Source organism: Ruegeria sp. CG8, assembly GCF_056537165.1.
Window position 1 is genome coordinate 663658 of sequence record NZ_JBQFRA010000002.1, and the last position, 25854, is coordinate 689511.

The window sequence follows — 25854 nt, forward strand, 5'->3', positions numbered from 1 at the left end:
GGGGTTTCCGCATCACGCTTCGGTCGGTTCGGATTTGGAGCGGCTTTCGACGATCTCGTCGATATGGCCCCACTCTTTTGCTTCCTCCGGGCTCATGAAATTGTCACGGTCCAAAGCCTTTTCAATGGCCTTTTTCGACTGTCCGGTATGCTTGGCATAGATATCGTACAAACGATCCTTCAGCTTCTGCGTTTCGGCCGCGTGAATCATGATGTCGCTGGCTTGACCTTGGTAACCGCCGCTGGGCTGGTGCACCATGATACGGCTGTTCGGCAACGAGAAGCGCATCCCCTTCTCTCCACCCGCCAGAAGGACCGACCCCATCGAGGCCGCCTGACCGATCACCAATGTCGAACATTTTGGCTTGATGTACTGCATTGTGTCGTAGATCGACAGACCGCTGGTCACGACACCGCCGGGCGAGTTGATGTAGATCGAGATTTCCTTGTTCGGATTCTCGGCTTCCAGATGCAGAAGCTGGGCTACGATCAGGTGGCTCATCCCGTCATGGATCGGGCCATTGATGAAGATGATCCGCTCCTTCAGCAGGCGCGAGAAGATGTCATAGGCCCTTTCGCCGCGGCTGGTCTGCTCAACGACCATCGGGACGAGCGTATTCATGTAGGTGTCAACTGGATCGAACATTCGGAACCTGCCTGCTTTGGTGTGAACCGGGACCATACCCGATGAGAAGTTACATGAGTCTTAGTGTTGCCTTCGGGGGCCTGCAAGGGGCAGCGGACACGCGACGCCTATTGGGAAATACGGATCAGTCCGCATCGTCGGGATGCCGCAAAACAGAGCGAACGACCGCGCAGAACGCAATTACCCGGCCGTTTTTGGGCCTCGCCGCCATTCACAGCGCTTTCATCACGCCATTTTGATCCATGCATATGGAAATATCTGATCATTCTGTATAGAGACCCAATTCGCTCAGGCGAAACTAACAAAGGGAACACCTGCCCCACACTCACCAAGGGGCCAACAAGGACAAGAAGATGGCACTTCCCCAACTTTCCGAAGACATCTCGCGCGACGACATGGACCGGATGGCCGCTAACGCAACCCGCGCTTCGAATTTTCTGAAAGCGATCAGCCACGAGGGCCGGTTGATGATCCTCTGTCATCTGGTATCCGGCGAAAAATCGGTGACCGAACTCGAGTCACTGCTGTCCGCCCGACAGGCCGCCGTTTCACAGCAACTGTCGCGGCTGCGCCTTGAGGGGCTGGTCACGCCCCGGCGCGAAGGCAAGGCGATCTACTATCGCCTTGCAGACGACAGGCCTCGCAAAATGCTGGAAACGGTGTACGAGTTGTTCTGCGACGAGGAATAAGTCAGAAAACCCATAGAATGGCGAAGGGCGCAACAGATCGTTGCGCCCTTCTTTGTTCACTAGTTGCCGCTGCAGGCCTGAAAACTTGCGGCCATTGCTCGCAACAGGTCCGGATACAGGGTTGGACCCGGCTCGAGCGCAACCCCGATCGGGTCAAGCACGAGGATTTGCACATCCATCCCCTCCGTCGCGGCGGAGATCAGACGGGTATCGTATTGCGGCTCGGAAAAAGCGCAATCAATGCCCTCTTCTTCAATCCGGGCTTTCAGCTCGGCCAGACGGGCCGGTCCGGGGGCAGACGCATCGCCAAGGCTCACTGTGCCCGAAGATGCCAGATCGAACCGGCGTTCGAAATACTGGTAGGCGTCGTGAAAGGTGACAAACCGCAGCTCTGACTGCGCCAGATCCGCCCATATCTCGGCTTCCAAAGCACTCAGGCCTTCAACCGCCTTGTCCGCATTGGCTTGGTACAGCGCAGCGTTATCCGGGTCCTTCTCTGACAGAGTTTCGGCAATTGCCTGCACCCAAACGCGCGCGTTTTCCGGGTCCAGCCAAGCATGCGGGTCTACACCGTCGTGGTCATGCCCGTGGTCATGGTCATGTGCATCGTGATCGGCGTGCTCTTCATGTTTTTCATGTTCATCGTGGTCCGCATGGTCGTCGTGACCTGCATGATCCTCGTGTTCATCGTGTGTCGCATGGTCATCATGGTCCGAATGATCGTCGTGCTCGTCGTGGTCTGCATGCTCCTCTTCTCCCTCATGATGATCGGCCACGTCGCGGAAATCGTGCTGCACAGTCCCTGCCACCTCCAGCAACTCAACCTGCGTCGCTCCCTCGGACAGGGCACCAAGTGGTCCCGTCATCCACGGGGTCAGTTCCGGGCCCACCCAAAAAACCACGTCCGCAGATTGCAACGCTCGCGCCTCGGACGGGCGCATGGCGTGGTCATGAGGAGAGGCTCCGGGCGGGATGATCAGGGAAGGCTCGGCAACACCGTCCATGACTTGGGCAACCAACGCGTGAACCGGTGCGATATCGACGGCAACGTTGGGCGCATCGGCCGCCGCCTTTCCGGCCAGCACGACGCCGGCCAGCAACAAGAATTTTCGGGACATGTCACCTCCTGAAATGATATGTTATTACATTGCTGGTCGGCTTGATATTGCCCACGTTATAACATATCAAGTCAAAAATTTCGGAGCGCACATGAGCACAGTAGGCTTCAGGCACCACAATCATAACCACTGCATGAAAACCGCGCTGAGCAAGGCCGAGGAAAAATGCGCCAACCAAAAGCTTCAGTTCACGGCGGTGCGCCGCCGCGTGTTGGAGATATTGTTGGAGCAGCACAAGGCAATGGGAGCTTATGACATTCTGGCTATTCTGTCGGCCGAAGGCATGGGGTCGCAACCTCCGGTGGCTTATCGTGCACTGGACTTCCTGGTGCAGCATGGGTTCGTGCACCGTATCGAGCAGATGAACGCCTATGCGGCCTGCGCCCACCCCACGCACGACCACGTGCCTGCGTTTCTGATTTGCCGGGCGTGCAAGGCCGTGGCCGAAACCGAAACCGAGCTGACTCAGGGCCGGCTTGGTGCTGCCGCCGACACATCAGGTTTCACCATAGAAAGGATCGTGGTCGAGGCCGAAGGTCTTTGCCCGGATTGCATTGGAACGCAGCCATGACGACCCCCCTCATTTCTCTACAGAACCTGTCGGTGCGCCTGGATGGCCGGCTCATTCTGGACAACGTATCAGCACAGATCGCCGCTGGTGAAATCGTCACCATTGTCGGCCCGAACGGTTCGGGAAAATCGACTCTGCTGCGCGCCATGATCGGAGCTGTTCCCGCGGCTCAGGGCACTGTTCGGCGCGCCCCGGGTTTGCGGATCGGCTATGTCCCCCAGAAACTTGCGCTGGACGCCGCCCTGCCGATGACTGTGCAACGATTCCTTGGTCTGCCGAAACGGGTTTCGGCCAGCAAGGCCAAAACCGCGCTTGAACTGGCCGGCGTGCCGGACTTGCGTGACAGACAGATGACCCGACTGTCCGGCGGTCAGTTTCAACGCGTCCTTCTGGCCCGCGCGCTGCTGGAAGAGCCTCAGGTGCTGCTGCTGGACGAAGCAACCCAGGGGCTTGATCAGCCCGGCGCAGCTGCCTTCTATGAACGCATTGAACAGGTTCGCACGGACCTCGGCTGCGCCATAGTCATGGTCAGCCATGACTTGCACGTCGTCATGGCCGCGTCGGATCGGGTTCTGTGCCTGAACGGGCATGTCTGCTGTGAAGGGGCACCCCACATGGTCGCAGACGCGCCGGAATATCGGGCGTTATTCGGCAGTGGAACACGGGGCACGATGGCCTTGTACCAACACAAGCACAGTCATACCCACGATCACAATCACGCGCAGGATACGTCACACTGATGCTGGACGATTTCATGGTTCGCGCCGCCCTGGCAGGACTCGGTGTTTCGATCGCCGCGGCACCGCTGGGATGTTTTGTCGTCTGGCGGCGCATGGCCTATCTCGGAGAGGCCACCGCACATGCGGCCGTATTGGGTGTAGCGCTGGCGCTCAGCTTTTCTCTGCCGCTGCTGCCCGCAATCATTGCCGCTGCGCTTGCCATGGGCTTGTCGGTCAGCCTGCTGCGCGGTCGCGGTTACGCCATGGACACGCTTCTGGGTGTGATTGCACACACCGCACTGGCCGCCGGCTTGGTAACCGTGGCGTTGCTGTCCGATGTCCGACTGGACCTGAATGCCTTTTTGTTCGGCGATATCCTTGCCGTCACAAAGTCCGATCTGGCCACGATCTGGATCGGTGGCGCCACGATTTTGGCGCTGATGGTCTGGCGCTGGTCAGCCCTTCTGGTTTCGACACTCAACCCGGACTTGGCTCAGGCATCCGGGATCGATCCTAAACGAGAAGAACTATGGCTGACTCTGGCGATGGCACTGGCCGTTGCGGTCGCCATCAAAGTTGTCGGAATTCTTCTGATCGCGGCCCTGCTGGTCATTCCAGCGGCCGGAGCCCGCCCTTTGGCCCGCACCCCAGAAAGCATGGCTTTCACCGCTGCGATCATAGGCTCGACGGCGGCGTTGGGCGGACTGGGCGGTGCATATTGGGCGGATACACCCGCTGGACCAAGCATCGTTTGCGCGGCCGCGTTGATCTTTGTCGCGACGGCCATCCTTGGTCCCATCTTCCGCAAAGGCTGATCACCCAAAAAGGTTTGTCTGCATTGCCTGAATGGTGCTACCGATTGGTAGTCGACCAACCAAGGAGATATCGATGATCCGCACTATTCTGATCGGGCTGAGCCTTTTGGCCCTGACGGCCTGTGAAACCGCAAAAGGCGCGGGCAAAGACATCGAAAAAGCCGGCGACGCCATCCAGGGCGCGGCGACGGACGTTCAGGAAAGCCTCTGACACCCGTCAGCATCTAGCGGACAGCGGCGCAGCACTACCAACATATGGTTGAAAGTTCCGGGCGACCGGATTATTGTCCCTGCCACAGGTGCATAGACGCGGTAATGCATTACTGACACGACTGCGGGGTTCTTGTGCAATTGCGCAAGAACCCCGTTCCCGTTCTGACGGGCGGTGAGTGGAAGCCTGTACGAAACCGAAATCGGCAAAAGGAAAAGGCGCCAGGTGCGCAGACGCGGTCTTTGCATGTGCCCTTGCGGACACCCCTGACGCCTTGCCGGGTCGACACGCCCGAGGGACGCCCCGATCCAGTTGCTTCAGCCCCCGAGGGGACCTCGCTGCCGCAAAGCACCTGATGGCGCTCTGCCGCCCGCTCTGGCCTTCTGAGAAGCTGACCGCTCAAGCCGGGCTTGCGCCCCTCCTGACTGGTCACCTACCGGTAAGCCCTTGCAACCCGACGAAAATCCTAAGATCTGCCTGCGGTGCCAGGACCCCTGACCTTTGCGTCCCGCCTTGGATCGTGATGAACCTTGGCGATGTCTGAACCTTGGCACTCGCCCTCCCGTCCGGCAAGAAAATAGCACTGCAGCATGAAAATTAGCCGGGGATAAAATGTTGATATCCGACTGGAAGACGATGTGGATAAGTCGGGAAATGATGAAATCGGGCTGGGTTGCACTGGGAAAAGCCGAAGGCGGATTTCTCTCCGCTCAAATAGGCGATTTCTGCGGGTGCGAAGAGAAAATCCCGGCCCTCATGGCGGACCTGACGTGACAGATACGGGCATATCGCTCGAATCGACGTCGATGAATTGCCACACGCAACGGTGAACGAACGTGCAGCCCACAAATTGAGAAGCGTTCCGACCCGGACGAGGCAACCTACTACTCTCCGTCTCCCGCAAAATCGGGCAACGGCAACTACCCCCTACAACCGCCTGGGCCGGAAACGCTTCAGTTCACCTGTCGTTCCAGAACCGTGCTGTAGGTGGTTCCAGTCCGCAGGCTACGGAAATCCGCATAGATCTTGCCGTCCTCATACCGCGCATCGATCAGCGCGTTGACGCCCGAGGTCGGATCAGCGGCGGTTTCGACAATGCCGATCTTGCCCGAACCATCCTGGCTGATCGAGCCGGTGGCCTCGTACATCGTCCAGTCATCCATGGCATTGCGCCGCCACATGCTGGCCCCCCAGAACACGTTTTCGTGCTGCGCCTGGATCTCGAGCACCCATTCCGAGGTGTTGAACCGCGGCGCGGTGGCGGTGTTGGCGTTCGAGGGCGACACCGTTGTCTGGCTGGCCGTCCACGTGCCGCGCAGATCGGGCATGGCATCGGCCAGGGCGGCAGAGCCCATCGTCAATGTCGCGGCCACGGCGGCGGCGCTGGCGGTCATGTATCTGGTCATGAGCTCTCTCCCTGTGATCGGCGGGCCTTGCTGGCCTGCTGAACAGATTGGGAGGGCGCGCGGCCGTTACAACTTACCTAAGGGAAACTTCATGAAGGGTTCATGCGGCGCTCACCGACGGGCTCAGGCCCAGGCCAGCGCGGTGCCCGCGATGACGAGGGCAATGCCCAGCCCCTCGCGGTAGGAAAAGGACTCGCCGAACAGGAAGAATGAGGCGATGGCGATCAGCACCACCTCGGCCCCCAGAATGCCGGTATAGATGATGCCCAGCCGTTCGTCGCGCAGCGCGGCGAGTTCCAGCGTGGCGGCGGCCAGCAAAGTGGCGACGATCAGCAGCCCCAGCCCGAGGCCGGGGAGTTTCCACCAAAACTTCATCGAGATCATGGCCACGGAATAGAGACCCGCCGATCCAAGCGCGATGATGGGGATCATGGACATGGGGCCTCCGCCGCTGGTTTCCGTTGGGTCAACCTTAGCAGGTGCGGGTCGGCGGGGCTGTGAAGTGGGTTACATTGCGGAGAGGCCCCTCTCGGAAGCGGTCCGGCGGACCGTTTCAGGGCCGAACGGGCGAAGCCCCGGGGCGCAAACGCGTCGCCCGTTTTGCCGGAGGCAAACCTTCGGTTTGACGGGGGCGGGTCGGCGCGGCCCGGCGGTTCCGACCCGCTAGACGAACTGCCCTAAGACAAGCTGGCTATTAAAGCGAAATTGGATCAGCCACAAAAGCTTAAAGCACTCAGGCTGCAGATTTGATGAATGCGATTCCTTTTTGATTTTCTACTATTTTGATAACAGGTGCGTTTGCCAAACTGTGCATAAAGCAATGATGCACAGTCAAAACAAGATCCTGCAAATCGGTGTCATTCTCTAAGTACTCGACCGTAAGGCCAATTTCCTGGCATTCATCGAAATGGATGTGTCGGCTATGACTCTTGTTGCCCGTGAAATCTGTTAATCTCTCCACAATTTTTGAAGCTATTTCGGAAGCATTTTCCTGACCTTGCAACATGTTCGCCAGCAGTTCGCGTTCGACAAATTCTTTGGACCATTTCACGGCATTTTCGCATTTCGCCAAATAGGTAGGCGTATACTTGTTCAAAATGAACTGCCACCCAGCCAAACGTGATTGGTCTTGGTTTATTTGCCTAATTGCTTCCTCAAATTCTTCTTTGACTGCAGCAGCCGGGATTCCGGCTACCTGCGGATCAATTGGTCCGAGATTCGAATGCTTAGCCATGACAATAGACTTGCACGAACATGCAATCATTGTTCCTGCCGACATCGCAATTTGAGGTACGATTGCTCGAATATCGTTTCCAAACATCTGCCGCAGGTAGTGCACCAAAGACTCAGCAGCAGCGATGTCGCCACCTGGAGTGTGAAGTACAAGGTCCAGACCTTTTGTCCGGTCCAGTTGATGAACCGCCATCATGAACGCATTCCGGTCTTCGTCCTGAATTTCCATTCCGAACGAATAGGGCTTGGAAAGCCAACCTGAGTAGTAGGCTATTACATTGCGATTAGAATAGTCCGACAACGCCTTGAGGTGCCGACGCCTTACTATGTCTAGAGTGGATTTTTCAGAATTTGCCCGCTTCGCTTCTTCGTCGCGAAGTTCATCAAGTACTTGGCTCCAATTGGGCATTTCCAGACTCAACCTTACTGTGCGTTACATTGATGTGGGCTAGACTATACGTTGTAACACTCGGCGCAAGATCATAACCTGTCGGATACTGAAAAAACACTGGTTCTTCTAAGGGTTGCACTAAACCGGCTGCAATGAGCTTCCGAAATTCTGCTTCCATCGGACCGTCCTCCACCTGATCAGATTATTTTTTGTTTTGAAAACACTAACATCTAGTTAGCAAGCACATCAACCATCCATCTTCAACGCTGAAATAAACGCCTCCTGCGGGATGTCGACCTTCCCGAACTGGCGCATCTTCTTTTTACCGGCCTTCTGCTTTTCCAGCAGCTTCCGCTTCCGCGTGGCATCCCCGCCATAACACTTCGCGGTCACGTCCTTGCGCAGCGCGCTCAGGGTTTCGCGCGCGATGACCTTGCCGCCGATGGCCGCCTGGATCGGGATCTTGAACATGTGGCGCGGGATCAGCTCTTTCAGCTTTTCGCACATGGCGCGGCCGCGGGTCTCGGCGCGGTCGCGGTGGACCATGACCGACAGCGCGTCCACCGGCTCGTCATTCACAAGGATCGACATCTTGACCAGGCTGTCCTCGCGGTAGCCGGTCATCTGGTAGTCGAAGCTGGCATAGCCCTTGGTCACCGATTTCAGGCGGTCGTAGAAGTCGAAGACGACCTCGTTCAGCGGCAGGTCATAGACGACCATCGCGCGGCTGCCCGCATAGGTCAGGTCCATCTGGATGCCGCGGCGGTCTTGGCAGAGTTTCAGCACGTCGCCCAGGTATTCATCCGGCACCAGGATGGTGGCCTTGATGCGCGGTTCCTCGAGGTGGTCGACCTTGGACATGTCGGGCATGTCGGCGGGGTTGTGCAGCTCGATCATCTCGCCGTCTTTCATGTAGACGTGATAGATCACCGACGGCGCGGTGGTGATGAGCTCGATATCGTACTCGCGTTCGATGCGGTCGCGGATGACCTCGAGGTGCAGCAGGCCGAGGAAGCCGCAGCGGAAGCCAAAGCCCAGCGCGGCCGAGGTTTCCATCTCGAACGAGAAGCTGGCGTCGTTCAGAGCCAGTTTCTCGATCGCGTCGCGCAGGTCTTCGAATTCGGCGCTGTCCACGGGGAAGAGGCCGCAGAACACCACCGGCTGCGCGGGTTTGAAGCCCGGCAGAGCGGTTTCGGCACCGTTGCGATCATTGGTGATCGTGTCGCCCACGCGGGTGTCGCGCACCTGCTTGATGGACGCCGTGAGGAAGCCGATCTCACCCGGACCCAGCTGGTCGACCATCTGCATCTCGGGGCGGAAGACGCCGACGCGGTCGACATGGTGCAGGGTGCCGTTCGACATGAACTTGACCCGCATGCCCTTTTTCAGAACGCCGTCCATGATGCGGACCAGAACGATCACGCCCAGATAGGCGTCGTACCAGCTGTCCACCAGCATCGCCTTGAGCGGCGCGTCGCGCTCGCCCTTGGGCGCGGGCAGCTTGTGCACGATCGCCTCGAGCGTTTCGTGTATCCCCTCTCCCGTCTTGGCCGAGACGCGGATGGCGTCGGTGGCGTCGATACCGATCACGTCCTCGATCTGTTCGGCCACGCGGTCGCAGTCGGAGGCCGGCAGGTCGATCTTGTTCAGCACCGGCACGATCTCGTGGTCGGCGTCGATGGCCTGATAGACGTTGGCCAGGGTCTGCGCCTCGACCCCTTGCGTCGAGTCCACCACCAGCAGCGAGCCTTCGACCGCGCGCATGGAGCGCGAGACTTCATAGGCGAAGTCCACGTGGCCGGGGGTGTCGATCAGGTTCAGCACGTACTTTTCGCCATTGTCGGCGGTATAGTCGATGCGGACCGTGTTGGCCTTGATGGTGATGCCGCGTTCGCGCTCGATATCCATGCTGTCGAGCAGCTGTTCCTTCATGTCGCGATCCTGCACCGTTCCGGTCTCTTGGATGAGCCGGTCGGCAAGGGTGGATTTGCCATGGTCGATATGCGCGACGATGGAGAAATTGCGGATATGAGCGAGGTCTGTCATAGCGTCGGGATATGGTTCGAAATCGGGCGCTGGTCAAGGTGAGACAGCACGTCGGACGCCCCATATTTCAGCGCTATGAGGCCACGACGCTGCGGTTGGCTTCGTTCCAAGCCCTCAGCTGCATTCAGGCGACCGTACGTAGACAGAACTCGGCCGTGTTGCACCGTCCAAAACGGGGTTCGAAGGGCATGCCACGGCCGACCATAGTGCCAACCGCGGCACTTTCGACTCAGGTACGGAGTTTCTGAAAGCAAATTGTTGAACGGCAGGAAAACTTGGGCGATACTGCGCCGCAAGCCGAGAGGGACAAAAGACTCCTCCGGGCAGGCAAAACGAGGCATGAGCATGAAACAGTTCCTCATTATCGCGCTATGCGCCACGTCGCTGACCACTTTGGCCCCGGCCACGACCGAAGCGGCGCAGATCAAACGTGCATGTTTGGCGTCCGACCGTTCGGCTGCGACACGCGATAGATGCAAGTGCATCCAGCGGGTGGCCGATCAGGCTTTGACCAACAAAGACCAGAAAACCGTGGCCAAGTGGTTCACCGACCCGCATCAGGCCCAAGAGCTGAAGATGTCGAAATCCGCCCGCGATGACGCGCTGTGGGAGCGGTATCAGAACTTTGGCCGCATGGCGCAGGCGATCTGCAGCTGACGCTGACCGCGATCCTTGACCTGACCCGCCCTGCGCCTCAGTAATGGCGCAGTGAAAGGGAAATCTTATGGTGACGAAAGGGTTGACCCTGCGCGGTCTCGAGGTGTTCGAGGCCTTGGCGCGGACCGGTTCGGTGGCGCAGGCTGCCGAGATTACCGGACTCAGCCAGCCATCGGTCAGCCAGCAGTTGCGCAATCTCGAGAATGCTCTGGGCACGGACCTGGTGGATCACGGGCGCAGACCCATGCGCCTGACCCAAGCCGGGCGCAGCTTTCTGGCGCGGGCCGAATCCGTACTGGCCGAGTTGCAGATGGCCCAAAGCGAGCTGTCTGTCATGGACCTGGGTCATCTGAGCACGCTTTCGATCGGCCTGATCGACGATTTCGACAATGACCTGACCCCGCGCCTTGCCACGTTGCTGGCCGACAGCCTGACACGCTCCAAGTTCAAACTCATAACCCTCCCCAGCCTTGAGATTTTCGAGGCGCTGGCTTCGCAACGTCTGCATCTGGCGGTTTCGGCCCATAGCGGCGAGGTGCTGGAAGGCGTGGTGGAGTACCCTTTGGTACAGGATCCTTTCATTCTGGTCGCGCCGAAGGGCGGTGTGGCCAATGGGGGCGTAGAGGCCGCTTTGCAGACCCTGCCCTTTCTGCGCTATGCGCGGGAACAGTTGATCAGCCGGCAAATCGAAAGCCACTTGGCGCGGCAACAGCTGCAGTTCGAAGAGCGGTTCGAGATCGGGTCGCACTTGGCACTGATGGCGATGGTGGCGCGCGGCCTTGGCTGGGCGATCACCACGCCGTTGGGATACATGCGGGCAGCCCGCTTCCACGAAGGCATGGATGTCTACCCGGCTCCGTTCGGAGAGTTCTCGCGCACTATTTCCCTGTTCACGCGGTCTGACTGGTCAGATCAGGTTCCGCGCGAAGTCGCGGGCATGACGCGCCGTTTGATGCAAAGCCAGATGATCGAACCAGCCCTTTCCCGCCTGCCCTGGTTGTCCGGTCAGTTGAAGGTGATCGGCGGCTAGCCGTCCAGATATGCCACCAACCCATCCACGGCGGCTTCGATGAGCTCCAGCGCCCCGTCGAAATCACGGGTATAGTAGGGGTCGGGCACATGATCGGCGCCGGTGTGGGGCGCAAAATCGGTCAACAAGCGTACGGGTGTAGGATTGTCGGCCGGGCGCAAAGCCTCGATCTTGGCGATGTTTTCGCTGCCCATACCGATGATTAGGTCAAACCTGTCGAAATCGGACACCGCAAACTGGCGCGCGCGCAGACCGCTCAGCTCCAGCCCTCGGTTGCGAGCCGCGTGTTGCATCGGCGCATAGGGTGGATCCCCGACATGCCAGTCGGACGTTCCGGCACTGTCGCAGACATGATGAGGCGCCCTGACACGGAAAACACCTTCGGCAGCAGGGGACCGGCAGATGTTGCCGAGGCAGACAAACAGGATACGCTGTGACATGGCTCGGGTTTAGCGTGTGGAGGGCGAATGGAAAAGATCGTGATTTTGACCGGAGCCGGGATTTCGGCGGAAAGCGGTTTGGGCACCTTTCGCGATGAAGGCGGATTGTGGGCCCAGCACCGGATCGAAGACGTGGCGACACCCGAAGGTTTTGCCCGAAACCCTGCCCTTGTTCATGGCTTCTACAATGCGCGCCGGGTGCAGGCGGGTGGCGCCGACCCAAATGCAGCCCACACAGCACTGGCCCGGCTTCAGCGCGACTGGCCGGGAGAAGTGGTGATCGTAACGCAGAACGTGGACAGCCTGCACGAAGCCGGAGGTGCGACCAGGGTTATCCACATGCACGGCATCCTGTCCGGCGCGCTTTGCGCCTCTTGCGGGCATCGCTGGACTGCGCCAGCGGAAATGTCCGTGGGCGAACCGTGCCCCGCCTGCCGCGCGGCAACCGCCCGACCCGACATCGTGTGGTTCGGCGAAATGCCTTACCACATGGATCAGATTTACGACCATCTGGCACAGGCCGGGATATTCGCCGCCATCGGAACCTCTGGCCAAGTCTACCCGGCTGCGGCCTTCGTGCACGAAGCCATAGCTGCGGGCGCACAGACGGTCGAATTGAACCTCGAGCCTTCGGTTGGTGCATCCAGCTTCGATCAGACGCTGCTTGGCCCCGCCACCCAGATCGTGCCACGCTGGGTCGATGACTTGCTGGGCCGCAGGTGACACGGATCATTCTGCTGGGCTAAGCTGAAAGAACCTGAACCAGGAGAAACAGATGACCGAGCCTGAAGCCCCCCGTGGCGAAATCGTTGACGACGAAGGCATCGACAGCCGCGAAGCGCTGGGCGACACCCTTGCGGATCTGTGGTGGACGTTCCTGCTGCGCGGATTGCTTGCGGGGGCCGTTGGCGTCGCCGCGCTGTTCTGGCCAACGGGCAGCATCGCTCTTTTGCTGCGGCTGGTAGGGGTGCTGCTGATCCTCGATGGCGGCCTGACCCTGCTTGGCTTTGGGCGGCGGGGACTGATCGGAGGCGCGGGTATCGGGGCGGTCTTGATTGGGCTGGTCTTTTTGATCTGGCCGGAAGGCACAGCACGTCTGACGTTCTTTCTGCTGGGCGCCTGGGCGTTGATCATCGGGATCGGCTCGCTGATTTCGTTGGGCCAGATGCATCAGCTGGACCCAGAACGTGCGACCGTCCGGAACTCGGGCATCGTGGCTCTTATCATCGGGCTGGTGCTGATCTTCTGGCCCGGAAGCGGCGTTGTCGCACTGGGCTGGGCAATCGCATTCTCCGCCTTGGCCTTTGCCGGCGTCATGCTGTTCATGGCCGCACGTTTCAAACGGGCCGGAGAACGGGTTTCGATGCGCGTGGTCAACAAGTGAAGAACAACGCTGATCGGCAGTTGAAACGCGAACAGGCCGGGGCTTGACCCGGCCTGACGCATGGATGACGGCCGCATCGCGGCCCGAAGACAGGCGTTCTGTTAGTTCGAGTGCTTCATTTGCCCGTGGCCGTCTTTCCGTTCCAGGTCCACGGGAATCTCGACAACGACCTCACCGGCCTGCTCAAAAACCAAAGTGACGGGTATGGTTGCGCCCTGCTCAAACGGCTGCTTGAGCCCCATGAACATCACATGGTCCCCGCCCCGCTGCAGCATATGCGCCTCGCCAGCGGCGATCGAAAAACCTTCCTCGACTTCCATCATCTTGGCCACGCCGTTGTCGTCGATCTTGTGCGTATGCAGCTCGACTCGTGCAGCGATATCGGATTTGACAGCGACGAGTTGATCATCGGTGTCGCCTGAATTGCGGATCATCATGAAGGCCGCACCAGCCTTGGCATTGGCCCCCGAGGATCGGGCGTAGGCATCCTCAACCGAGATCACACTTTCCGCATGGGCGGCGGTGGACATGATTGCAGCGACGAAAATAGCGGGCAGGATTGATTTGAAGGGCATCTCGCCTCTCCTTTTTGACTGTCTGATTGTATTGCGAAGGGTCTCAGACAGGGGCCGGCGGCGCGCGCGCCGGTCGCTGCGGGATCGGAGCCGCAACAAGGCTGTCGGAACGCAACGGTATGTCAGACTTTGCCCGCTCGGGCCCTTTCGGTGCCGGCAAAGGGGTATCCAGAACCGCACCCAGCAAGTTGAGCGCATAGTCGGGACAGAAATGAGGTGGTTTGGTGGGCTGGCCGTGCTCGTCCATATAGACAACCACAGGACCGTTCCCGGTGCAAAGCACCATTTGACCGACCGCCGCATTCAATCCCCGTGACGCCGCAAAACCCTGGCCTGTCAGAACCAGCATCAGCGACAGTAGCAACGGCAACACGAGGCGATAGGATCGGGTCATCTTGGCAAAGGTTTAGGCCCGATCGGAAACGGACTTCAAGTGCCTTCGTGAACGCTGAGACAGTTTGGCGCGAACCAAGGAAAAGGGCCGGCCTGACCGGCCGACCCCTGAATTTGCTTTGATCGTGACTTTCAAAGAATTCCGCGATCATCCGGACCGGTGTTGAGACCGGTATGCAGCCGGTTCACCCGCCGCTGCATCCGCGCACAGCTGGAAAATGACCCGACCAGAAGAGTCGAAAGGAAGGAAATAATAATTGAAGTATTCGCAGACATTACCACACTCCGCCGTAGAATAACCGCATACATAAAACAGATTCAAAACCCTGTATGTGAACAAAGTCACGCAGTCGCGTCCTTCTGCGTTCCGCACCGACACCGCGTGCGACACCAGTCCAACGGCAAAGTGATCGGGACGGTCTGGTTTGGGCGGAAATTCAGGCGTAGATCGTGGTCATGCCACTCAAAGCGCACACAGAAATTCAGTTCCTCAGGCTGCCGCAGATTGAGCCGGCTGAAATCGCACGGCACATGTCTGATCCCCGCGTCGCTCGGCATCTGCCTTTGCTGACGGGGCCCTGGGACATCGCGATGGCGCGGGCTTTCATAGACGCAAAAGAGGCCTGTTGGCAACGCGACGGGCTTGGGCACTGGGCGATCACGTCCGGCGGTTGCTATGTCGGCTGGGGCGGCTTCCAGCGTGAAGGCAGTGAATGGGATTTCGGCCTGGTCCTGACGGCGGATGCCTTCGGTCTGGGCACGCGCATCACCCGCAAGGCCATCGCATTCGCCCGAGCCGATGAACGTATTCCCTATGTCACTTTTCTGCTTCTACCGTCCCGCCGCAATCTCTCTGCGCTACGGCGCATCGGCGCGCGTTACGTCGGTCCGGTGACTCATTCCGGCGCGCAGTTCCTGAAATACAGGCTTGAGACAGGTTGAGGACCCACAGACAAACGAAAAGCCCCTGCACCAACGGGTACAGGGGCCACGAAACAGTCTTTGGGAAAATCAGGCCGAGGCTTGCGCCTTGGCGATTTCCTTTTTCACTTTCAGCGCGTTGGCGGACAGCTCTTCGTCCTTGGCTTTTGCCAGGAACGCGTCCAGACCACCACGGTGATCGACCGAGCGCAGCGCGGCGGCCGAGATGCGCAGCTTGACGCCACGACCCAGGGTTTCCGACTGCAGGGTCACGTCGTTCAGGTTGGGCAGAAAACGACGACGAGTTCTGTTTTTGGCGTGGCTGACATTGTTGCCAGTCATCGGGCCTTTTCCGGTCAGTTCGCAACGGCGCGACATGGTTTCTTCCTTTGTTTCTGGAGGCCGGGCATAAATCCGCAGCCAAATCACAAGGGGCACAACCCGAAGTCGCGCCCGAAAACTGGTTGGATGCGTTTAGTGGGAATCGCCGGAAGGGTCAAGACAGCAGCTGCGAAATCTTTCCTTGCCAATAAATGGTCCTGAAACGGCTCAGACATCAACAAGCAAAGGCCTGTGATTTTTGAGGTGACGAGCAATCAGACGGGTCTGCTGATGGTTTATCGGGATCAACCTTGCGGGTTCGGATTCGTGGTTCTCATCAGCCAGTTCCGGAAAAATCGCAAGGATTTCAGTCCTTGCCGCGGGTCCCAGAGATTTCAGCGCCTCGGGGCCGGTATACAGGCTTTCGGTCGGCGCGGATTCCGCAAACAGGATCTCGTGCCGGTCGAACAGCAGATGGAAATACTCGATGCTGTCGACCGTGCAATCAACGAAGATCCCCGGCAGCGCCGTCAGCTTGATTGCGGGAATCAGAACTTGATACCGACCGAACATGCGTTGCGCGATGCGAGAACCGACCATCATGCGGTGCTGGCGGGAAACCATCAGGTCCCGCGTGGGCAGCCCTGCCCCCAAAGCCCCGGCGCAAATACGGACGGGGCGCAGTTTCGGATTGGCCCTCAGATCAACCGCATCAAACCTGCGCCGACCGATCCAGCGGATGGATTGGTTGCCGCTCTCGACCGTACAGATCAGGTCACCGGTGCGCAGGTCTTGCACCTGTACCGGGCCGCGGTCAGTCAGAATGCTCGTGCCAGCGGTAAAGCAGGGAACGCCGGATCCATTTTCAAATGCGGAATAGGTGACTGTAATACCCGACGGCAGGGTGAAACTGCCGCTGGTCAACGAATAGCTGGTGCCGGCAGACACGGTAAATGTCCCGAATGAGCTGTCGTTGACCACGGTTCCTGCGGGCAGGTTCAGCGTGTCGGTACCACTGCCACCGCGCACGTCGCCGGACACGCTGGTGCTGCGGAAGTTCAGAACATCATTTCCACCGCCCAGACGGATATTACCAATGACCGAGCCTTGCAGCGTGACCGTGTCGTCGTCTGATCCGGCTCTTACCTGACCGCCGATCGTGCTGCCGATCACCGTGATCGTATCGATCCCGGCATTTCCACGGACACTGCCAGAGATGGTACTGTTGGTGACAGTGATGATGTCGTTGCCGCCGCGCGCGCGGATATCATCAATTGGCGTACCCTGAGGGGTGCCGTTCAGCGTACCGTTGTCATTGGTGACATCGATATCGTCATCGCCGTTTGTCCCAAAGATATCGGGCATAAGAGGCGGGTCCTGTTTCTCCGCTTGGTCACGTCCAGCCAGCTGCGCTCCGGTTTTTCTATGTGCTGGGCACCACAACCAAGGATTTCACCTGCACTCAGGCTACAGAACTCTTGGGCGTTGCGCCAAGTTTTCCTGTCCGCGCGGGCAATGGTGTTACCCGGATGCAAGAGTCCGCAACATCCGCTCGGCCGCCACCGAGGGGCTGAGCCGCCCAGAACCGACCTCGGCGCCCAGCCGGTCCATCTCGGATCGGGCCTGCGGGGTCTCCAGCTTGGCGAGCAGCGCGTGACGCACCTCCTGGTCGAACCAGTAGCGGGCCTGCTCGGCGCGATTGGCGTCCCAATGGCCATTCTGTTTGCGCCAATCGGCCAAGGCCTGCATTTCGGCCCAGGCCTGGTCCAGGCCGTGTTCCTCGACCGCTGAAACGGTCATCGCCTTGGGAAAGCCCTCGGGGTCCTGCGGGCGTTTGCGCAGCAGGCGCAGCGCCCCGGCATAGTCGGCGCAGGTGCGGGTGGCCGTCGCTTTCAGGTCGCCGTCGGCCTTGTTCACAAGGATCATGTCGGCCATCTCCATGATGCCGCGCTTGACGCCCTGCAATTCATCCCCGCCGGCCGGGGCCAGCAGCAGCAGGAAAAGGTCGGACATTTCCGACACCACGGTCTCCGACTGGCCCACGCCCACCGTTTCGATCAGCACCACGTCGAACCCGGCCGCCTCGCACAGGGCGATGGCCTCGCGCGTGCGGCGGGCGACGCCGCCCAGATGGCTCTGGCTGGGTGAGGGGCGGATGAAGGCGTTCGGCTCGCGGCTGAGGCGTTCCATCCGGGTCTTGTCGCCCAGGATCGAGCCGCCCGACCGGGCCGAGCTGGGATCGACCGCCAGAACCGCCACCCGCAGCCCCTGCCCGATCAGCATCATGCCGAAGCTTTCAATGAAGGTGGATTTGCCCACCCCCGGCGTTCCCGACAACCCGATGCGCAGCGCCTGCCGCCCGGCACCCGACAGCGCCTCGAGCAGCTGCGCCGTCTGGGCGCGGTGATCGGCGCGGGTGCTTTCGACAAGGGTGATCGCGCGGGCCAGCGCCCGGCGGTCGCCCTTGAGGATCCTGTCGGCAAGCTCGGCTGTAGTCATGGGCGCGGTCCTTCGTCGAAATCTGCCCTAGATGACGGGGATGGGCCGGGTTTGTCCAGTACCGCCGGGCACGGGATTTGACGCAGGCGTTCTGGACCTTGGCCGAGGCTTTGGCGATAAGGCGGCATGACCCGTCTACCGATCGACGATGCCCTGCCCGACCTGATCGCCGCGCTGCGCACACGCGGCCGCGCGGTGCTGCAGGCCCCGCCCGGCGCCGGCAAGACCACGCGCGTGCCTCTGGCGATGCGCGACGCCGGCCTGTGCGACGGGCGGATCGTGATGCTGGAACCGCGGCGGCTGGCCGCCCGCGCCGCTGCCGAACGCATGGCCGAGACACTGGGCGAACGCGCGGGCCAGACCGTCGGCTATCGCGTGCGGGGCGAGACGAAAGTGTCGAATGCCACCCGGATCGAGGTGGTGACCGAAGGCATCCTGACCCGGATGCTGCAGTCCGAGCCCGATCTGCCCGGTGTTGGGGCGGTGATCTTCGACGAATTCCACGAACGATCTTTGAACGCCGATCTGGGGCTGGCCCTGTGCCTAGAGGTCGCCGGTGCGCTGCGCGACGACCTGATCCTGCTGGCGATGTCGGCCACGCTGGATGCCGATCCGGTGGCGCGGTTGATGGACGCGCCGCTGGTGACATCCGAGGGGCGCAGTTTTCCGGTTCAGACCCGCTGGCTGGACCGCCCGCTTGGCCTCCAGACGCGGCGGCTGGATGCGTTGGTCGATCTGGTGGTGCAGGCCGAGCGCGAGACCCGCGCCACCGGCGGCGGTATTCTGGTGTTTCTGCCGGGCGAGGGCGAAATCCGCCGGGCCGAGACCGCGCTGGCCGGGCGGCTGCCCGGCGATTGTACGATCCGGCCGTTGTTCGGCGCCCTGCCCTTTGCCGCCCAGCGCGCCGCCCTTGCGCCGGTCGAGACCGGACGCAAGGTGGTGCTAGCCACCTCGATCGCCGAGACCTCGCTGACCATTCCGGACATCCGGGTGGTGGTGGACATGGGTCAGGCTCGCCGCGCGCGGTTCGATCCGGGCTCGGGCATGTCGCGCCTAGTGACCGAGCGCGTCACCCGCGCCGAGGCGACCCAACGCGCGGGCCGCGCGGGCCGCGTGGCCGAAGGGCTGTGCTATCGCCTGTGGTCGAAGGGTGAGGAAGGCGCCCTGCCCGCCTTTCCACCCGCCGAGATCGAAGCCGCCGACCTGACAGGCCTTGCGCTGGAACTGGCCCTGTGGGGGGCCGAGCCGCAGGATCTGGCCTTTCTGACACCCCCGCCCGAGGGGGCGCTGGCCGAGGCGCGCGCGCTGCTGCGGATGCTGGGCGCGCTGGACGGCAAGGGCCGGATCACCGAACATGGCCGCGCACTGGCTGGTCTGCCGCTGCATCCGCGGCTGGGGCACATGCTGGTCACGGCCGGCGCGCAGGCCGCTCCGCTTGCCGCCCTGATGGCCGAGCGCGACCCGTTGAAGGGCGCGCCGGTGGACCTGTCGCTGCGACTCGAGGCGCTGCGCGATCCGCGCGCCTATCAGCGCAACCGGGTCTGGCCCGCCAATCCCGGCGTTCTGGACCGAATCCGGTCCGAGGCGAAACGGCTACGCGGCCAGATCAAGACCGAAGGCGACCCGCTGAGCCCGGCGGCGATGGCCGCACTGGCCTATCCCGACCGGGTCGGCCAGCGGCGCAAGGGCGACGCGCCACGCTATATGCTGTCGGGCGGCAAGGGTGTGGTGATGGACCCCGGCGATCCGCTGGCCGCGGCCCCGTATCTGGTGGCCATCGACACGGACGGCAACCCGCGCGAGGCCCGGCTGCGCATGGCCGCGCAGATCACCGAGGCCGAGATCCGCGCGTTGTTCGCCGACCAGATCGAATGGGTCGAGGCCTGCGCCTGGTCGAAACGGGACCGCCGGGTGGTGGCCCGGCGGCAGGAACGGTTCAGGGCGCTGGTGTTGGATGACCGCATCTGGAAGGACGTGCCCGACGAGTCCGTGGCCCGCGCGATGCTGGACGGCGTGCGCGATCTGGGCCTGCGGCTGGAGGGCAAGGCCACGCGACTGGCTGCGCGGGTCGAGCTGGTGCGGGCGGCGGGCGTCGACCTGCCGGACTTTTCGGAAAACGGTCTGATGGACACGCTTGAGGACTGGCTGCTGCCGATGCTGACCGGCGTGCGCAACGCCGAGGATTGGAAGCGGTTCGACCTGCTGCCCGCCCTTCAGGCGCGGCTGAGTTGGGACCAGATGCAGGAACTGGACCGCCGCGCGCCCCCGGCCTTCGTCACGCCGCTGGGGCGCAAGGTCCCGATCGACTATGGCAAGGCGGTGCCCGAAATCGCCGTTCGCCTTCAGGAGATGTTCGGGGTCACGCGGCACCCGATGGTGGGCGGCGAGCCGCTGAAGATCACCCTTCTGTCCCCCGCGCAACGCCCGATCCAGATCACCCGCGACTTGCCGGGGTTCTGGGCCGGGTCCTATGCCGATGTGCGCAAGGACATGCGCGCGCAATATCCCAAGCACCCCTGGCCCGAGGACCCGACCCAGGCCGACCCGACCCTGCGGGCCAAACGCAGGGGTGCTTGAATACCGTCTGTCAGATTGATATCTCTCGCCGTCTGGAAGGCAGAACAACAAAAAAAACGGCAGGCACCCGCAATGACATGGCTGCACAAATTCTGGGAGGGGGTCCTGAAACCCCTGTTTCAGCGTCCGCGCCACGTGCAGTTCGCGGCGCTGTGCACCCGTGGCGATGGCCCCGATACGCAGGTGCTGCTGGTCACCAGCCGGGACACCGGGCGGTGGATCATCCCCAAGGGCTGGCCGATTGACGGGCTGAACGGGGCCGAAGCCGCAGCGCAGGAGGCCTGGGAAGAGGCCGGCGTGCGCAACGCCGAGGTCGATCCAGAGCCGGTCGGCAGCTACTGCTACGGCAAGGTCCGCAAAAGCGGCGCGATCGATCCGGTCTGCACCACTGTTTATCGGCTGCGGGTCACCGACCTGGCCGATGAATTTCCCGAAATGCACGAACGCACCCGCGAGTGGGTCTCGCCGCAAGAGGCGTCTGAACGCGTCCATGAACCAGAGCTGAAAAAGCTGCTGTTGCGGATCTAACCGCCGGTACCGCTCAGCCCGGCACGGATCTGATCGGGGGTCAGCGGACCCGTCTCGCCCCGCGTGATCAGCCCGGCCACCCGATCGCAGATCGGGGTCGGCGTGCCGGTTTCGCGGCCCAGGCGAATGATCTCACCCTGCAGGCTGTCAATTTCGGTCGGACGACCGGCATCCAGATCATAGGCCATCGAGGTGCGCGCGGCGGGGTCGATCGTCAGCATCCGCGCCGCGATGCGCGAAAACAGCGGCGTGGGCAGGCGCAGGATATGCGGCGTCATCCAGGCCGGCAGCGGCGTGGTCGAGGCCACGGGATGCCCGGAGGCGGCCAGAACCGCCAGCGCCTCGGCCATCTGATCGGCCATCAGGCGGCGCCAGTCGCGGTTCAACAGCTGTTCGCGCAGGGTCAGGCCCGACAGCGCGTTCAGAGCATTGTTGAGGTTGATGACCAGCTTGCCCCATTGCACCGCCTCGATCCCATCGGTTTCGGTGACGGGCAGATCGGGCGAGGACAGGCGGCGGGCCAGAGTGCCAAGGCCGGACTGGATCACGATGTCGCCGGATGTCGCGCGATGCCAGGTGGCCGGACCGGCAGGCACAACGTTGAACGGCACCATCCCGGCGCGCACGTCCCGCCCGGGCAGCGCGGTGTGCAGGGTGCGGGCGTTTTCCATCCCGTTCTGCAACGAAATGACCGGGGCCGCAGCCGGGGTGTGCGCGGCGATCAGGCGGGCCATCTCGGCGGTGGCGCCGGTTTTTACCGTGACCAGAACCAGATCGGCGTCGGACAGGCAGGCCGGGTCATCGGACAGGGTCAGACGGTCGGCGGGGATCGTTTTGCGCATGCCGGAATAGTCAGTCACGGTCAGCTCGTTCTGCCGGATCGAGTCCAGCACCCGCGCCCGGCCCAGCAGCGTAACGTCATGCCCGGCATCGGCCAACAGCCCCCCGCAATAGCATCCGATGCTGCCCGCGCCCGCGATCACCAGTTTCATGCCGTCCCCTTCCCGTTTGCCGTCAAGGATCGCCGGTATCGCACGGGCGGGCAAGCCGGGCGGGCGCTGACGTCGCGTTCAGCGCGCGCGCCGGGGTTTGGTGCGTTCCAGTTCGGGAGTGATCGGAATGAAATCGTCTTCGTCCCCCGGCGGCAAGTGGAAGGCGCCGTTGGCCCAATCGGCGGATTTCCATTCGCGGATCGCCGTTTCGATCTTGTCCTTCGAAGACGAGACGAAGTTCCACCAGATATACCGATCCTCATTCATCGTGGCCCCGCCCAGCAGCATCAGCCGCGCCCCCGCCGGCCCGGCCGTCACCGACAGGCGGTCACCCGGGCGGAAGACCATCATGCGGCCTTCCTCGAACCGGTCACCCGCGATCTCGACCGAGCCCTGGGTGACGTAGACGCCCCGATCCTCATGATCGTCGGGCAGCGGAAACGCGGCGCCGGGATCCAGTTGCACGTCCAGATAGAAGATTTCAGACAGCATCGTGACCGGGCTGGTTTCCCCATAGGCCGAGCCGAGGATCAGCCGGGCGCTGACACCGGCATCCTGGATATGCGGCAACGCGCTCTGCTTGTGATGTTCAAAATCGGGGGCCATGTCTTCGTGCGCTTCGGGCAGCGCGATCCAGGTCTGGATGCCGAACAGGCTGTGCCGCTTGGCGCGGGTTTCGGCGCTGGTGCGTTCGGAATGGGTGACGCCGCGGCCCGCGACCATCCAGTTGACCTCGCCGGGATAGATCATCTGATGGGTGCCAAGGCTGTCGCGATGTTCAAACTCGCCCTGGTACAGGTAGGTGACCGTGCCCAGCCCGATATGCGGATGCGGGCGTACGTCGATGCCGCCATCGGTGATGAACTCGGCCGGTCCCATCTGGTCGAAGAAGATGAAGGGTCCCACCAACTGACGCTTGACCGAGGGCAGCGCGCGGCGCACCTCGAACCCGCCCAGATCGCGGGCGCGCGGGATGATCAGGGTTTCCAGCGCCGAACCTTCGCTGACGCATTCGGGGCTGTGGGTGGGGTTCCAGCTCATGTCGGCCTCCAATTCGGTGCGGCGGGATGTTCACCCTTGCCAATCTAGCGCAAAATACCAGCGGACAAAGTGCATCTGCGCACAGACAGGCTGCGCCCCGGATCAGTCCTGTGCGCGGGGCCAGAGCTGCGGGAAAAACGGGCCGGCGATCCGGTCGCCCTCGGCATAGCCGGCGGCTTCAAACTGCGCCCGCTCCTCCTTGGCCCAATCGCCGCGATACCGGATCAACCCGTCCGGCCCGGTCATGCGCAGGGTGAAGCGGCGCACGGTTTCCGTGGGCGTGACCGAGGACAGCCCCCCGTGCAGCGTGCGCATGTCGAAATAGATGCAGTCGCCCAGGTCCATATCCCATTGCAGCAGGTCATAAGCGCCGGGGTCGGCATTCACGTCCGGTGGCGGGTGATAGGTGCGGCCTGCAACCTGCGTGGGTTCATAACTGGGGTGCCCGTCGGCGAACCGCACCCGCATGAACAGCTTGTCCCACAGGTGCGAGCCGCGCACTAAGGCGATCCCGTTGTCCTTGCTGACCGGTTCAAGCGGCAGCCACAGCACGCACATCGAGCCTTCGAAATCGAAATAGGACAGGTCCTGATGGAATGGCGGGCGCGAGGTCGATCCGGCCTCGCGCAGGAACCAGTTGTCCATCACCAGATTGATCGGCGCGGCGCCCAGCAATTCGGACGCGATCGGCGCGCAGGGCGAGTTGCGGACGAATTCCTCGAACTGGGGGATCTTGCTCCAGGCCCAGTAATCCTCGAGATAGGCGGGCGCGTCCGGGTCCTTGGTGTGGCAGGTGAAGTTCTCGGTCGGGGTCTGCAGATCGGCGTCGATGCCCGCGCGCAGCAACTCAAGCCAGTCCGCGCTGAATTTCTGGCGCAGCACCACCGCGCCATCGCGGCGGAAGGCGGTGATTTCATCCTTGGTCAGCAGGTTGGCATCTGTCATCGGCTTCCCCCTTGGTGACGCAACCAGAAGGATCGCACCCGAAAGGCGCAGGCGTCAAAGACTTTTGCCGCCTCGGTCAATTCCACGCGCTTTCGTGCGCTGGTTGGTCGGATTTTGCCCGGAACGCTCGGAATGAGCCGTGATCGTGCTATTCTTCCACTGTGGCGGTTGGAATAGCTGCCGGGTCAGCACAGGAGAGGATTCGATGCCCGGAGATTCACTGAACCGAAGAACCATGTTGGTGGCCGGTACCGCTCTGGTCGCCACGACCGGCAGCGGCCTGATCCTGCCTGCGCGGGCCAGTGGGCTGGCGCCGACCCCGTCGATGCGGGGTGGATCGAACAACTACCGCCCGGGCGCGCCGATCGTCGACAGGATCGGCGGCGGCGGTTTCTGGATGACCGGCACAGTACGGCGGGCCGGCGACGGCGCGCCCCTGCCCGGTCAGCGCATCCAGATCTGGGCGCACACAACCGAAGGTCACGAGCGCGACCCGCAGAGCCACGGCGCCACCCTGACCGATGCGAAGGGAGAATTCCGGCTGGAAATGCCGCAGATCGTGCCTGCCTTTGGTCAGCCGCATGGACATCTGGCCTATGACAGCGGCGAATTCGAGACCGTCTTCCTGCGGCCGATCATGTCCAGTGCGCGCGACAAGACCCTCGCCGCGCATTTCGTTCTGCAACCGGTCTGAACAACGTGCCGCGCCCGGGCGTCCTTGCGGTCTGGCTGGCGCTGATCGCCGCCATTGCGGTGCCTGTGGTGGTGGCGGGGTTCAGCCCGTATCTGGCCTGGCGCAGCCCGATCTATATCGCTGCGGGCTTTGCCGGGGTCATCGGGTTGGGATTGCTGTTGGTACAGCCGCTGCTGGCCGCGCGCATGCTGCCGGGGCTGACCGCGATGAACAGCCGAATGGTGCACCGCTGGGTCGGGTGCACCCTGATCGTCATGCTTGCCCTGCATGTGGGCGGACTGTGGATCACCAGCCCCCCGGACGTGGTGGATGCCCTTCTGTTCCGGTCCCCCACCCCGTTCTCGGCTTGGGGCGTGGCGGCCATGTGGGCAGCGTTCGCCGCCGTTGTGTTGGCCGCGTTGCGCAGCCGGCTGGGATGGCGGTTCCGCCTTTGGCGGTTGGCCCATGCCAGTCTTGCGCTTGTGACCATCCTAGGCACGGTCGTTCATGCCCTGCTGATCGAGGGCGCAATGGAAACCGTCACCAAGGCCACATTGTGCGGGCTTGTATTATTCGCCTGCGTCCGAGCGTTGATCAGATTGCAGGTCTGGGACGTGAAACCGCGGGGTTAAGCGACGGGCGCACGTCAGGTCGCCAGGCGCTTGGCATAGGTGGCGCGGTTCATCTCTACATCCCGTACGGTAATGTTGCCGACCTTCGGCGCCGCGGCGGCCAGAACATCCAGAATGATCGCGTTCAGCTCGGCTCGCGTCCGTTCATCCCGTCCCTGCATCAGCAACAGAGAGGCATGGATGAAGGTCTGCGGCTCGGTCCCGATGAAGGAATATGGGATCGGCATCGCGCGGATTTTGAGCGTTGGTGCATCAAACTCCTCATGCGCGGCGAGGACCCTATAGAGTTCTTCGCATATGGCTTGAAAATCATGCGATTGCTCAAGTCCGGCTGAAAATTCCAAGACGACGTGCGGCATGGGAGCCTCCAAGAACGAAAGAGAACCAGTGGCTCCCATTGAA

30 protein-coding genes are annotated in these 25854 nt (G+C 61.8%); 14 read left to right on the top strand and 16 right to left on the bottom strand.

Annotated elements, in window-relative coordinates:
* Positions 1–12 precede the first annotated feature (12 nt).
* Positions 13–645, bottom strand: coding sequence for an ATP-dependent Clp protease proteolytic subunit (locus tag ACR0EF_RS09315; protein WP_093962686.1), 633 nt, complete (start codon positions 643–645; stop codon positions 13–15).
* 353 nt (positions 646–998) lie between these two features.
* On the opposite strand from ACR0EF_RS09315, the gene ACR0EF_RS09320 reads away from it, so the two are divergent.
* Positions 999–1334, top strand: coding sequence for an ArsR/SmtB family transcription factor (locus tag ACR0EF_RS09320; protein WP_093962687.1), 336 nt, complete (start codon positions 999–1001; stop codon positions 1332–1334).
* A 59-nt stretch (positions 1335–1393) separates the two neighbouring features.
* On the opposite strand, the gene ACR0EF_RS09325 is transcribed toward ACR0EF_RS09320, so the two are convergent.
* A complete protein-coding gene (locus ACR0EF_RS09325; RefSeq protein ID WP_170372099.1) occupies positions 1394–2452 on the bottom strand; it encodes a zinc ABC transporter substrate-binding protein in 1059 nt (352 codons plus the stop codon).
* A 91-nt stretch (positions 2453–2543) separates the two neighbouring features.
* On the opposite strand from ACR0EF_RS09325, the gene ACR0EF_RS09330 reads away from it, so the two are divergent.
* The 4 genes from ACR0EF_RS09330 (at position 2544) to ACR0EF_RS09345 (ending at position 4768) form a co-directional block, all read left to right on the top strand.
* The gene (locus tag ACR0EF_RS09330; RefSeq protein WP_170368787.1) at positions 2544–3023 is read left to right on the top strand and encodes a Fur family transcriptional regulator; all 480 of its coding nucleotides are present in this window, start codon (positions 2544–2546) and stop codon (positions 3021–3023) included.
* Complete coding sequence (locus tag ACR0EF_RS09335; protein WP_170337588.1) at positions 3020–3763, top strand: metal ABC transporter ATP-binding protein; 744 nt, start codon at positions 3020–3022, stop codon at positions 3761–3763. The genes ACR0EF_RS09330 and ACR0EF_RS09335 overlap by 4 nt, the downstream gene beginning before the upstream one ends.
* Positions 3763–4557: an iron chelate uptake ABC transporter family permease subunit gene (locus ACR0EF_RS09340; protein WP_170337587.1), complete on the top strand. Its 795-nt coding sequence runs from the start codon at positions 3763–3765 to the stop codon at positions 4555–4557. Before ACR0EF_RS09335 ends, ACR0EF_RS09340 begins: the two co-directional genes overlap by 1 nt.
* A 73-nt stretch (positions 4558–4630) precedes the next feature.
* Positions 4631–4768, top strand: a complete 138-nt coding sequence (locus tag ACR0EF_RS09345; RefSeq protein ID WP_093962692.1) for an entericidin A/B family lipoprotein — start codon at positions 4631–4633, stop codon at positions 4766–4768.
* 953 nt (positions 4769–5721) lie between these two features.
* Here ACR0EF_RS09345 and ACR0EF_RS09350 read toward each other — a convergent pair.
* The 4 genes from ACR0EF_RS09350 to lepA form a co-directional block, all read right to left on the bottom strand.
* A complete protein-coding gene (locus ACR0EF_RS09350) occupies positions 5722–6174 on the bottom strand; it encodes a hypothetical protein (RefSeq protein WP_170372098.1) in 453 nt (150 codons plus the stop codon).
* 123 nt (positions 6175–6297) lie between these two features.
* Positions 6298–6612: a hypothetical protein gene (locus ACR0EF_RS09355; protein ID WP_110644555.1), complete on the bottom strand. Its 315-nt coding sequence runs from the start codon at positions 6610–6612 to the stop codon at positions 6298–6300.
* Positions 6613–6907: 295 nt separating this feature from the next.
* Entirely contained in the window at positions 6908–7816 is a 909-nt protein-coding gene (locus ACR0EF_RS09360; RefSeq protein WP_170372096.1) for an SDH family Clp fold serine proteinase, read from the bottom strand.
* Positions 7817–8044: 228 nt separating this feature from the next.
* Positions 8045–9844: a translation elongation factor 4 gene (gene lepA / locus ACR0EF_RS09365; protein ID WP_170372094.1), complete on the bottom strand. Its 1800-nt coding sequence runs from the start codon at positions 9842–9844 to the stop codon at positions 8045–8047.
* A 345-nt stretch (positions 9845–10189) separates the two neighbouring features.
* On the opposite strand from lepA, the gene ACR0EF_RS09370 reads away from it, so the two are divergent.
* Both ACR0EF_RS09370 and ACR0EF_RS09375 read left to right on the top strand, forming a co-directional pair.
* Complete coding sequence (locus ACR0EF_RS09370; protein ID WP_170362998.1) at positions 10190–10501, top strand: hypothetical protein; 312 nt, start codon at positions 10190–10192, stop codon at positions 10499–10501.
* Positions 10502–10568: 67 nt separating this feature from the next.
* Positions 10569–11531, top strand: a complete 963-nt coding sequence (locus tag ACR0EF_RS09375; protein WP_170338025.1) for a LysR family transcriptional regulator — start codon at positions 10569–10571, stop codon at positions 11529–11531.
* Here ACR0EF_RS09375 and ACR0EF_RS09380 read toward each other — a convergent pair.
* Entirely contained in the window at positions 11528–11971 is a 444-nt protein-coding gene (locus ACR0EF_RS09380; RefSeq protein WP_170372092.1) for a low molecular weight protein-tyrosine-phosphatase, read from the bottom strand. The two genes, ACR0EF_RS09375 and ACR0EF_RS09380, sit on opposite strands and share 4 nt — an antisense overlap.
* A gap of 27 nt (positions 11972–11998) precedes the next feature.
* On the opposite strand from ACR0EF_RS09380, the gene ACR0EF_RS09385 reads away from it, so the two are divergent.
* Both ACR0EF_RS09385 and ACR0EF_RS09390 read left to right on the top strand, forming a co-directional pair.
* Positions 11999–12694, top strand: coding sequence for an NAD-dependent deacylase (locus ACR0EF_RS09385; protein WP_170358291.1), 696 nt, complete (start codon positions 11999–12001; stop codon positions 12692–12694).
* 52 nt (positions 12695–12746) lie between these two features.
* Positions 12747–13355: an HdeD family acid-resistance protein gene (locus ACR0EF_RS09390; RefSeq protein ID WP_170358289.1), complete on the top strand. Its 609-nt coding sequence runs from the start codon at positions 12747–12749 to the stop codon at positions 13353–13355.
* Between the two features lie 101 nt (positions 13356–13456).
* Here ACR0EF_RS09390 and ACR0EF_RS09395 read toward each other — a convergent pair whose 3' ends face one another.
* Entirely contained in the window at positions 13457–13930 is a 474-nt protein-coding gene (locus ACR0EF_RS09395) for a copper chaperone PCu(A)C (protein WP_170370850.1), read from the bottom strand.
* A gap of 43 nt (positions 13931–13973) precedes the next feature.
* Positions 13974–14324 carry a hypothetical protein gene (locus ACR0EF_RS09400; RefSeq protein WP_170366621.1) on the bottom strand — a complete coding sequence of 117 codons (351 nt, stop codon included), beginning with the start codon at positions 14322–14324 and terminating at the stop codon, positions 13974–13976.
* A 455-nt stretch (positions 14325–14779) separates the two neighbouring features.
* On the opposite strand from ACR0EF_RS09400, the gene ACR0EF_RS09405 reads away from it, so the two are divergent.
* Positions 14780–15265: a GNAT family N-acetyltransferase gene (locus ACR0EF_RS09405; protein ID WP_170370851.1), complete on the top strand. Its 486-nt coding sequence runs from the start codon at positions 14780–14782 to the stop codon at positions 15263–15265.
* Between the two features lie 69 nt (positions 15266–15334).
* Here the strand turns inward: ACR0EF_RS09405 and rpmB are convergent, their stop codons facing one another.
* The 3 genes from rpmB to meaB all read right to left on the bottom strand — a co-directional run bounded on the left by rpmB (position 15335) and on the right by meaB (position 18064).
* Entirely contained in the window at positions 15335–15622 is a 288-nt protein-coding gene (gene rpmB / locus ACR0EF_RS09410; RefSeq protein WP_039532366.1) for a 50S ribosomal protein L28, read from the bottom strand.
* 171 nt (positions 15623–15793) lie between these two features.
* Entirely contained in the window at positions 15794–16930 is a 1137-nt protein-coding gene (locus ACR0EF_RS09415) for a Hint domain-containing protein (protein ID WP_170370852.1), read from the bottom strand.
* 156 nt (positions 16931–17086) lie between these two features.
* Positions 17087–18064 (bottom strand): methylmalonyl Co-A mutase-associated GTPase MeaB, encoded by a 978-nt coding sequence (gene meaB / locus ACR0EF_RS09420; protein WP_170370853.1) that lies wholly within the window; start codon positions 18062–18064, stop codon positions 17087–17089.
* A 126-nt stretch (positions 18065–18190) separates the two neighbouring features.
* Here meaB and hrpB point away from each other — a divergent pair, with 126 nt between their 5' ends.
* Together hrpB and ACR0EF_RS09430 are read left to right on the top strand one after the other, a co-directional pair.
* A complete protein-coding gene (gene hrpB, locus ACR0EF_RS09425) occupies positions 18191–20641 on the top strand; it encodes an ATP-dependent helicase HrpB (RefSeq protein WP_170372090.1) in 2451 nt (816 codons plus the stop codon).
* Positions 20642–20713: 72 nt separating this feature from the next.
* Positions 20714–21169, top strand: a complete 456-nt coding sequence (locus ACR0EF_RS09430) for an NUDIX hydrolase (protein WP_170370855.1) — start codon at positions 20714–20716, stop codon at positions 21167–21169.
* Here the strand turns inward: ACR0EF_RS09430 and ACR0EF_RS09435 are convergent.
* The 3 genes from ACR0EF_RS09435 to ACR0EF_RS09445 form a co-directional block, all read right to left on the bottom strand.
* Positions 21166–22161, bottom strand: coding sequence for a 2-dehydropantoate 2-reductase (locus tag ACR0EF_RS09435; RefSeq protein ID WP_170372088.1), 996 nt, complete (start codon positions 22159–22161; stop codon positions 21166–21168). The genes ACR0EF_RS09430 and ACR0EF_RS09435 overlap by 4 nt on opposite strands.
* 78 nt (positions 22162–22239) lie before the next feature.
* On the bottom strand, positions 22240–23202 hold the full coding sequence (locus tag ACR0EF_RS09440) for a pirin family protein (RefSeq protein WP_170372086.1): 963 nt from the start codon (positions 23200–23202) through the stop codon (positions 22240–22242).
* 102 nt (positions 23203–23304) lie between these two features.
* Complete coding sequence (locus ACR0EF_RS09445) at positions 23305–24147, bottom strand: phytanoyl-CoA dioxygenase family protein (protein ID WP_170372084.1); 843 nt, start codon at positions 24145–24147, stop codon at positions 23305–23307.
* Positions 24148–24352: 205 nt separating this feature from the next.
* Between ACR0EF_RS09445 and ACR0EF_RS09450 the strand changes: the two genes are divergently transcribed.
* Positions 24353–24841, top strand: a complete 489-nt coding sequence (locus tag ACR0EF_RS09450) for a peptidase associated/transthyretin-like domain-containing protein (protein ID WP_170372082.1) — start codon at positions 24353–24355, stop codon at positions 24839–24841.
* Between the two features lie 5 nt (positions 24842–24846).
* Positions 24847–25452 (top strand): ferric reductase-like transmembrane domain-containing protein, encoded by a 606-nt coding sequence (locus ACR0EF_RS09455; protein WP_170372080.1) that lies wholly within the window; start codon positions 24847–24849, stop codon positions 25450–25452.
* 14 nt (positions 25453–25466) lie between these two features.
* Here the strand turns inward: ACR0EF_RS09455 and ACR0EF_RS09460 are convergent, their stop codons facing one another.
* On the bottom strand, positions 25467–25811 hold the full coding sequence (locus ACR0EF_RS09460; RefSeq protein ID WP_170337995.1) for a 5-carboxymethyl-2-hydroxymuconate Delta-isomerase: 345 nt from the start codon (positions 25809–25811) through the stop codon (positions 25467–25469).
* Positions 25812–25854: the final 43 nt, after the last annotated feature.

Excerpts from the sequence above, each read along its gene's own strand:
- hrpB (WP_170372090.1), top strand. The coding sequence starts at position 18,191 with ATGACCCGTCTACCGATCGACGATGCCCTGCCCGACCTGATCGCCGCG.
- ACR0EF_RS09345 (WP_093962692.1), top strand. The coding sequence starts at position 4,631 with ATGATCCGCACTATTCTGATCGGGCTGAGCCTTTTGGCCCTGACGGCC.
- ACR0EF_RS09350 (WP_170372098.1), bottom strand. The coding sequence starts at position 6,174 with ATGACCAGATACATGACCGCCAGCGCCGCCGCCGTGGCCGCGACATTG.
- ACR0EF_RS09395 (WP_170370850.1), bottom strand. The coding sequence starts at position 13,930 with ATGCCCTTCAAATCAATCCTGCCCGCTATTTTCGTCGCTGCAATCATG.
- meaB (WP_170370853.1), bottom strand. The coding sequence starts at position 18,064 with ATGACTACAGCCGAGCTTGCCGACAGGATCCTCAAGGGCGACCGCCGG.
- ACR0EF_RS09460 (WP_170337995.1), bottom strand. The coding sequence starts at position 25,811 with ATGCCGCACGTCGTCTTGGAATTTTCAGCCGGACTTGAGCAATCGCAT.
- ACR0EF_RS09380 (WP_170372092.1), bottom strand. The coding sequence starts at position 11,971 with ATGTCACAGCGTATCCTGTTTGTCTGCCTCGGCAACATCTGCCGGTCC.
- ACR0EF_RS09435 (WP_170372088.1), bottom strand. The coding sequence starts at position 22,161 with ATGAAACTGGTGATCGCGGGCGCGGGCAGCATCGGATGCTATTGCGGG.
- ACR0EF_RS09325 (WP_170372099.1), bottom strand. The coding sequence starts at position 2,452 with ATGTCCCGAAAATTCTTGTTGCTGGCCGGCGTCGTGCTGGCCGGAAAG.
- lepA (WP_170372094.1), bottom strand. The coding sequence starts at position 9,844 with ATGACAGACCTCGCTCATATCCGCAATTTCTCCATCGTCGCGCATATC.
- ACR0EF_RS09340 (WP_170337587.1), top strand. The coding sequence starts at position 3,763 with ATGCTGGACGATTTCATGGTTCGCGCCGCCCTGGCAGGACTCGGTGTT.
- ACR0EF_RS09390 (WP_170358289.1), top strand. The coding sequence starts at position 12,747 with ATGACCGAGCCTGAAGCCCCCCGTGGCGAAATCGTTGACGACGAAGGC.
- ACR0EF_RS09430 (WP_170370855.1), top strand. The coding sequence starts at position 20,714 with ATGACATGGCTGCACAAATTCTGGGAGGGGGTCCTGAAACCCCTGTTT.
- ACR0EF_RS09355 (WP_110644555.1), bottom strand. The coding sequence starts at position 6,612 with ATGTCCATGATCCCCATCATCGCGCTTGGATCGGCGGGTCTCTATTCC.
- ACR0EF_RS09385 (WP_170358291.1), top strand. The coding sequence starts at position 11,999 with ATGGAAAAGATCGTGATTTTGACCGGAGCCGGGATTTCGGCGGAAAGC.
- ACR0EF_RS09440 (WP_170372086.1), bottom strand. The coding sequence starts at position 23,202 with ATGAGCTGGAACCCCACCCACAGCCCCGAATGCGTCAGCGAAGGTTCG.
- ACR0EF_RS09330 (WP_170368787.1), top strand. The coding sequence starts at position 2,544 with ATGAGCACAGTAGGCTTCAGGCACCACAATCATAACCACTGCATGAAA.
- ACR0EF_RS09450 (WP_170372082.1), top strand. The coding sequence starts at position 24,353 with ATGCCCGGAGATTCACTGAACCGAAGAACCATGTTGGTGGCCGGTACC.
- ACR0EF_RS09335 (WP_170337588.1), top strand. The coding sequence starts at position 3,020 with ATGACGACCCCCCTCATTTCTCTACAGAACCTGTCGGTGCGCCTGGAT.
- ACR0EF_RS09375 (WP_170338025.1), top strand. The coding sequence starts at position 10,569 with ATGGTGACGAAAGGGTTGACCCTGCGCGGTCTCGAGGTGTTCGAGGCC.
- ACR0EF_RS09370 (WP_170362998.1), top strand. The coding sequence starts at position 10,190 with ATGAAACAGTTCCTCATTATCGCGCTATGCGCCACGTCGCTGACCACT.
- ACR0EF_RS09400 (WP_170366621.1), bottom strand. The coding sequence starts at position 14,324 with ATGACCCGATCCTATCGCCTCGTGTTGCCGTTGCTACTGTCGCTGATG.
- ACR0EF_RS09445 (WP_170372084.1), bottom strand. The coding sequence starts at position 24,147 with ATGACAGATGCCAACCTGCTGACCAAGGATGAAATCACCGCCTTCCGC.
- ACR0EF_RS09415 (WP_170370852.1), bottom strand. The coding sequence starts at position 16,930 with ATGCCCGATATCTTTGGGACAAACGGCGATGACGATATCGATGTCACC.
- ACR0EF_RS09315 (WP_093962686.1), bottom strand. The coding sequence starts at position 645 with ATGTTCGATCCAGTTGACACCTACATGAATACGCTCGTCCCGATGGTC.
- ACR0EF_RS09360 (WP_170372096.1), bottom strand. The coding sequence starts at position 7,816 with ATGCCCAATTGGAGCCAAGTACTTGATGAACTTCGCGACGAAGAAGCG.
- rpmB (WP_039532366.1), bottom strand. The coding sequence starts at position 15,622 with ATGTCGCGCCGTTGCGAACTGACCGGAAAAGGCCCGATGACTGGCAAC.
- ACR0EF_RS09320 (WP_093962687.1), top strand. The coding sequence starts at position 999 with ATGGCACTTCCCCAACTTTCCGAAGACATCTCGCGCGACGACATGGAC.
- ACR0EF_RS09405 (WP_170370851.1), top strand. The coding sequence starts at position 14,780 with ATGCCACTCAAAGCGCACACAGAAATTCAGTTCCTCAGGCTGCCGCAG.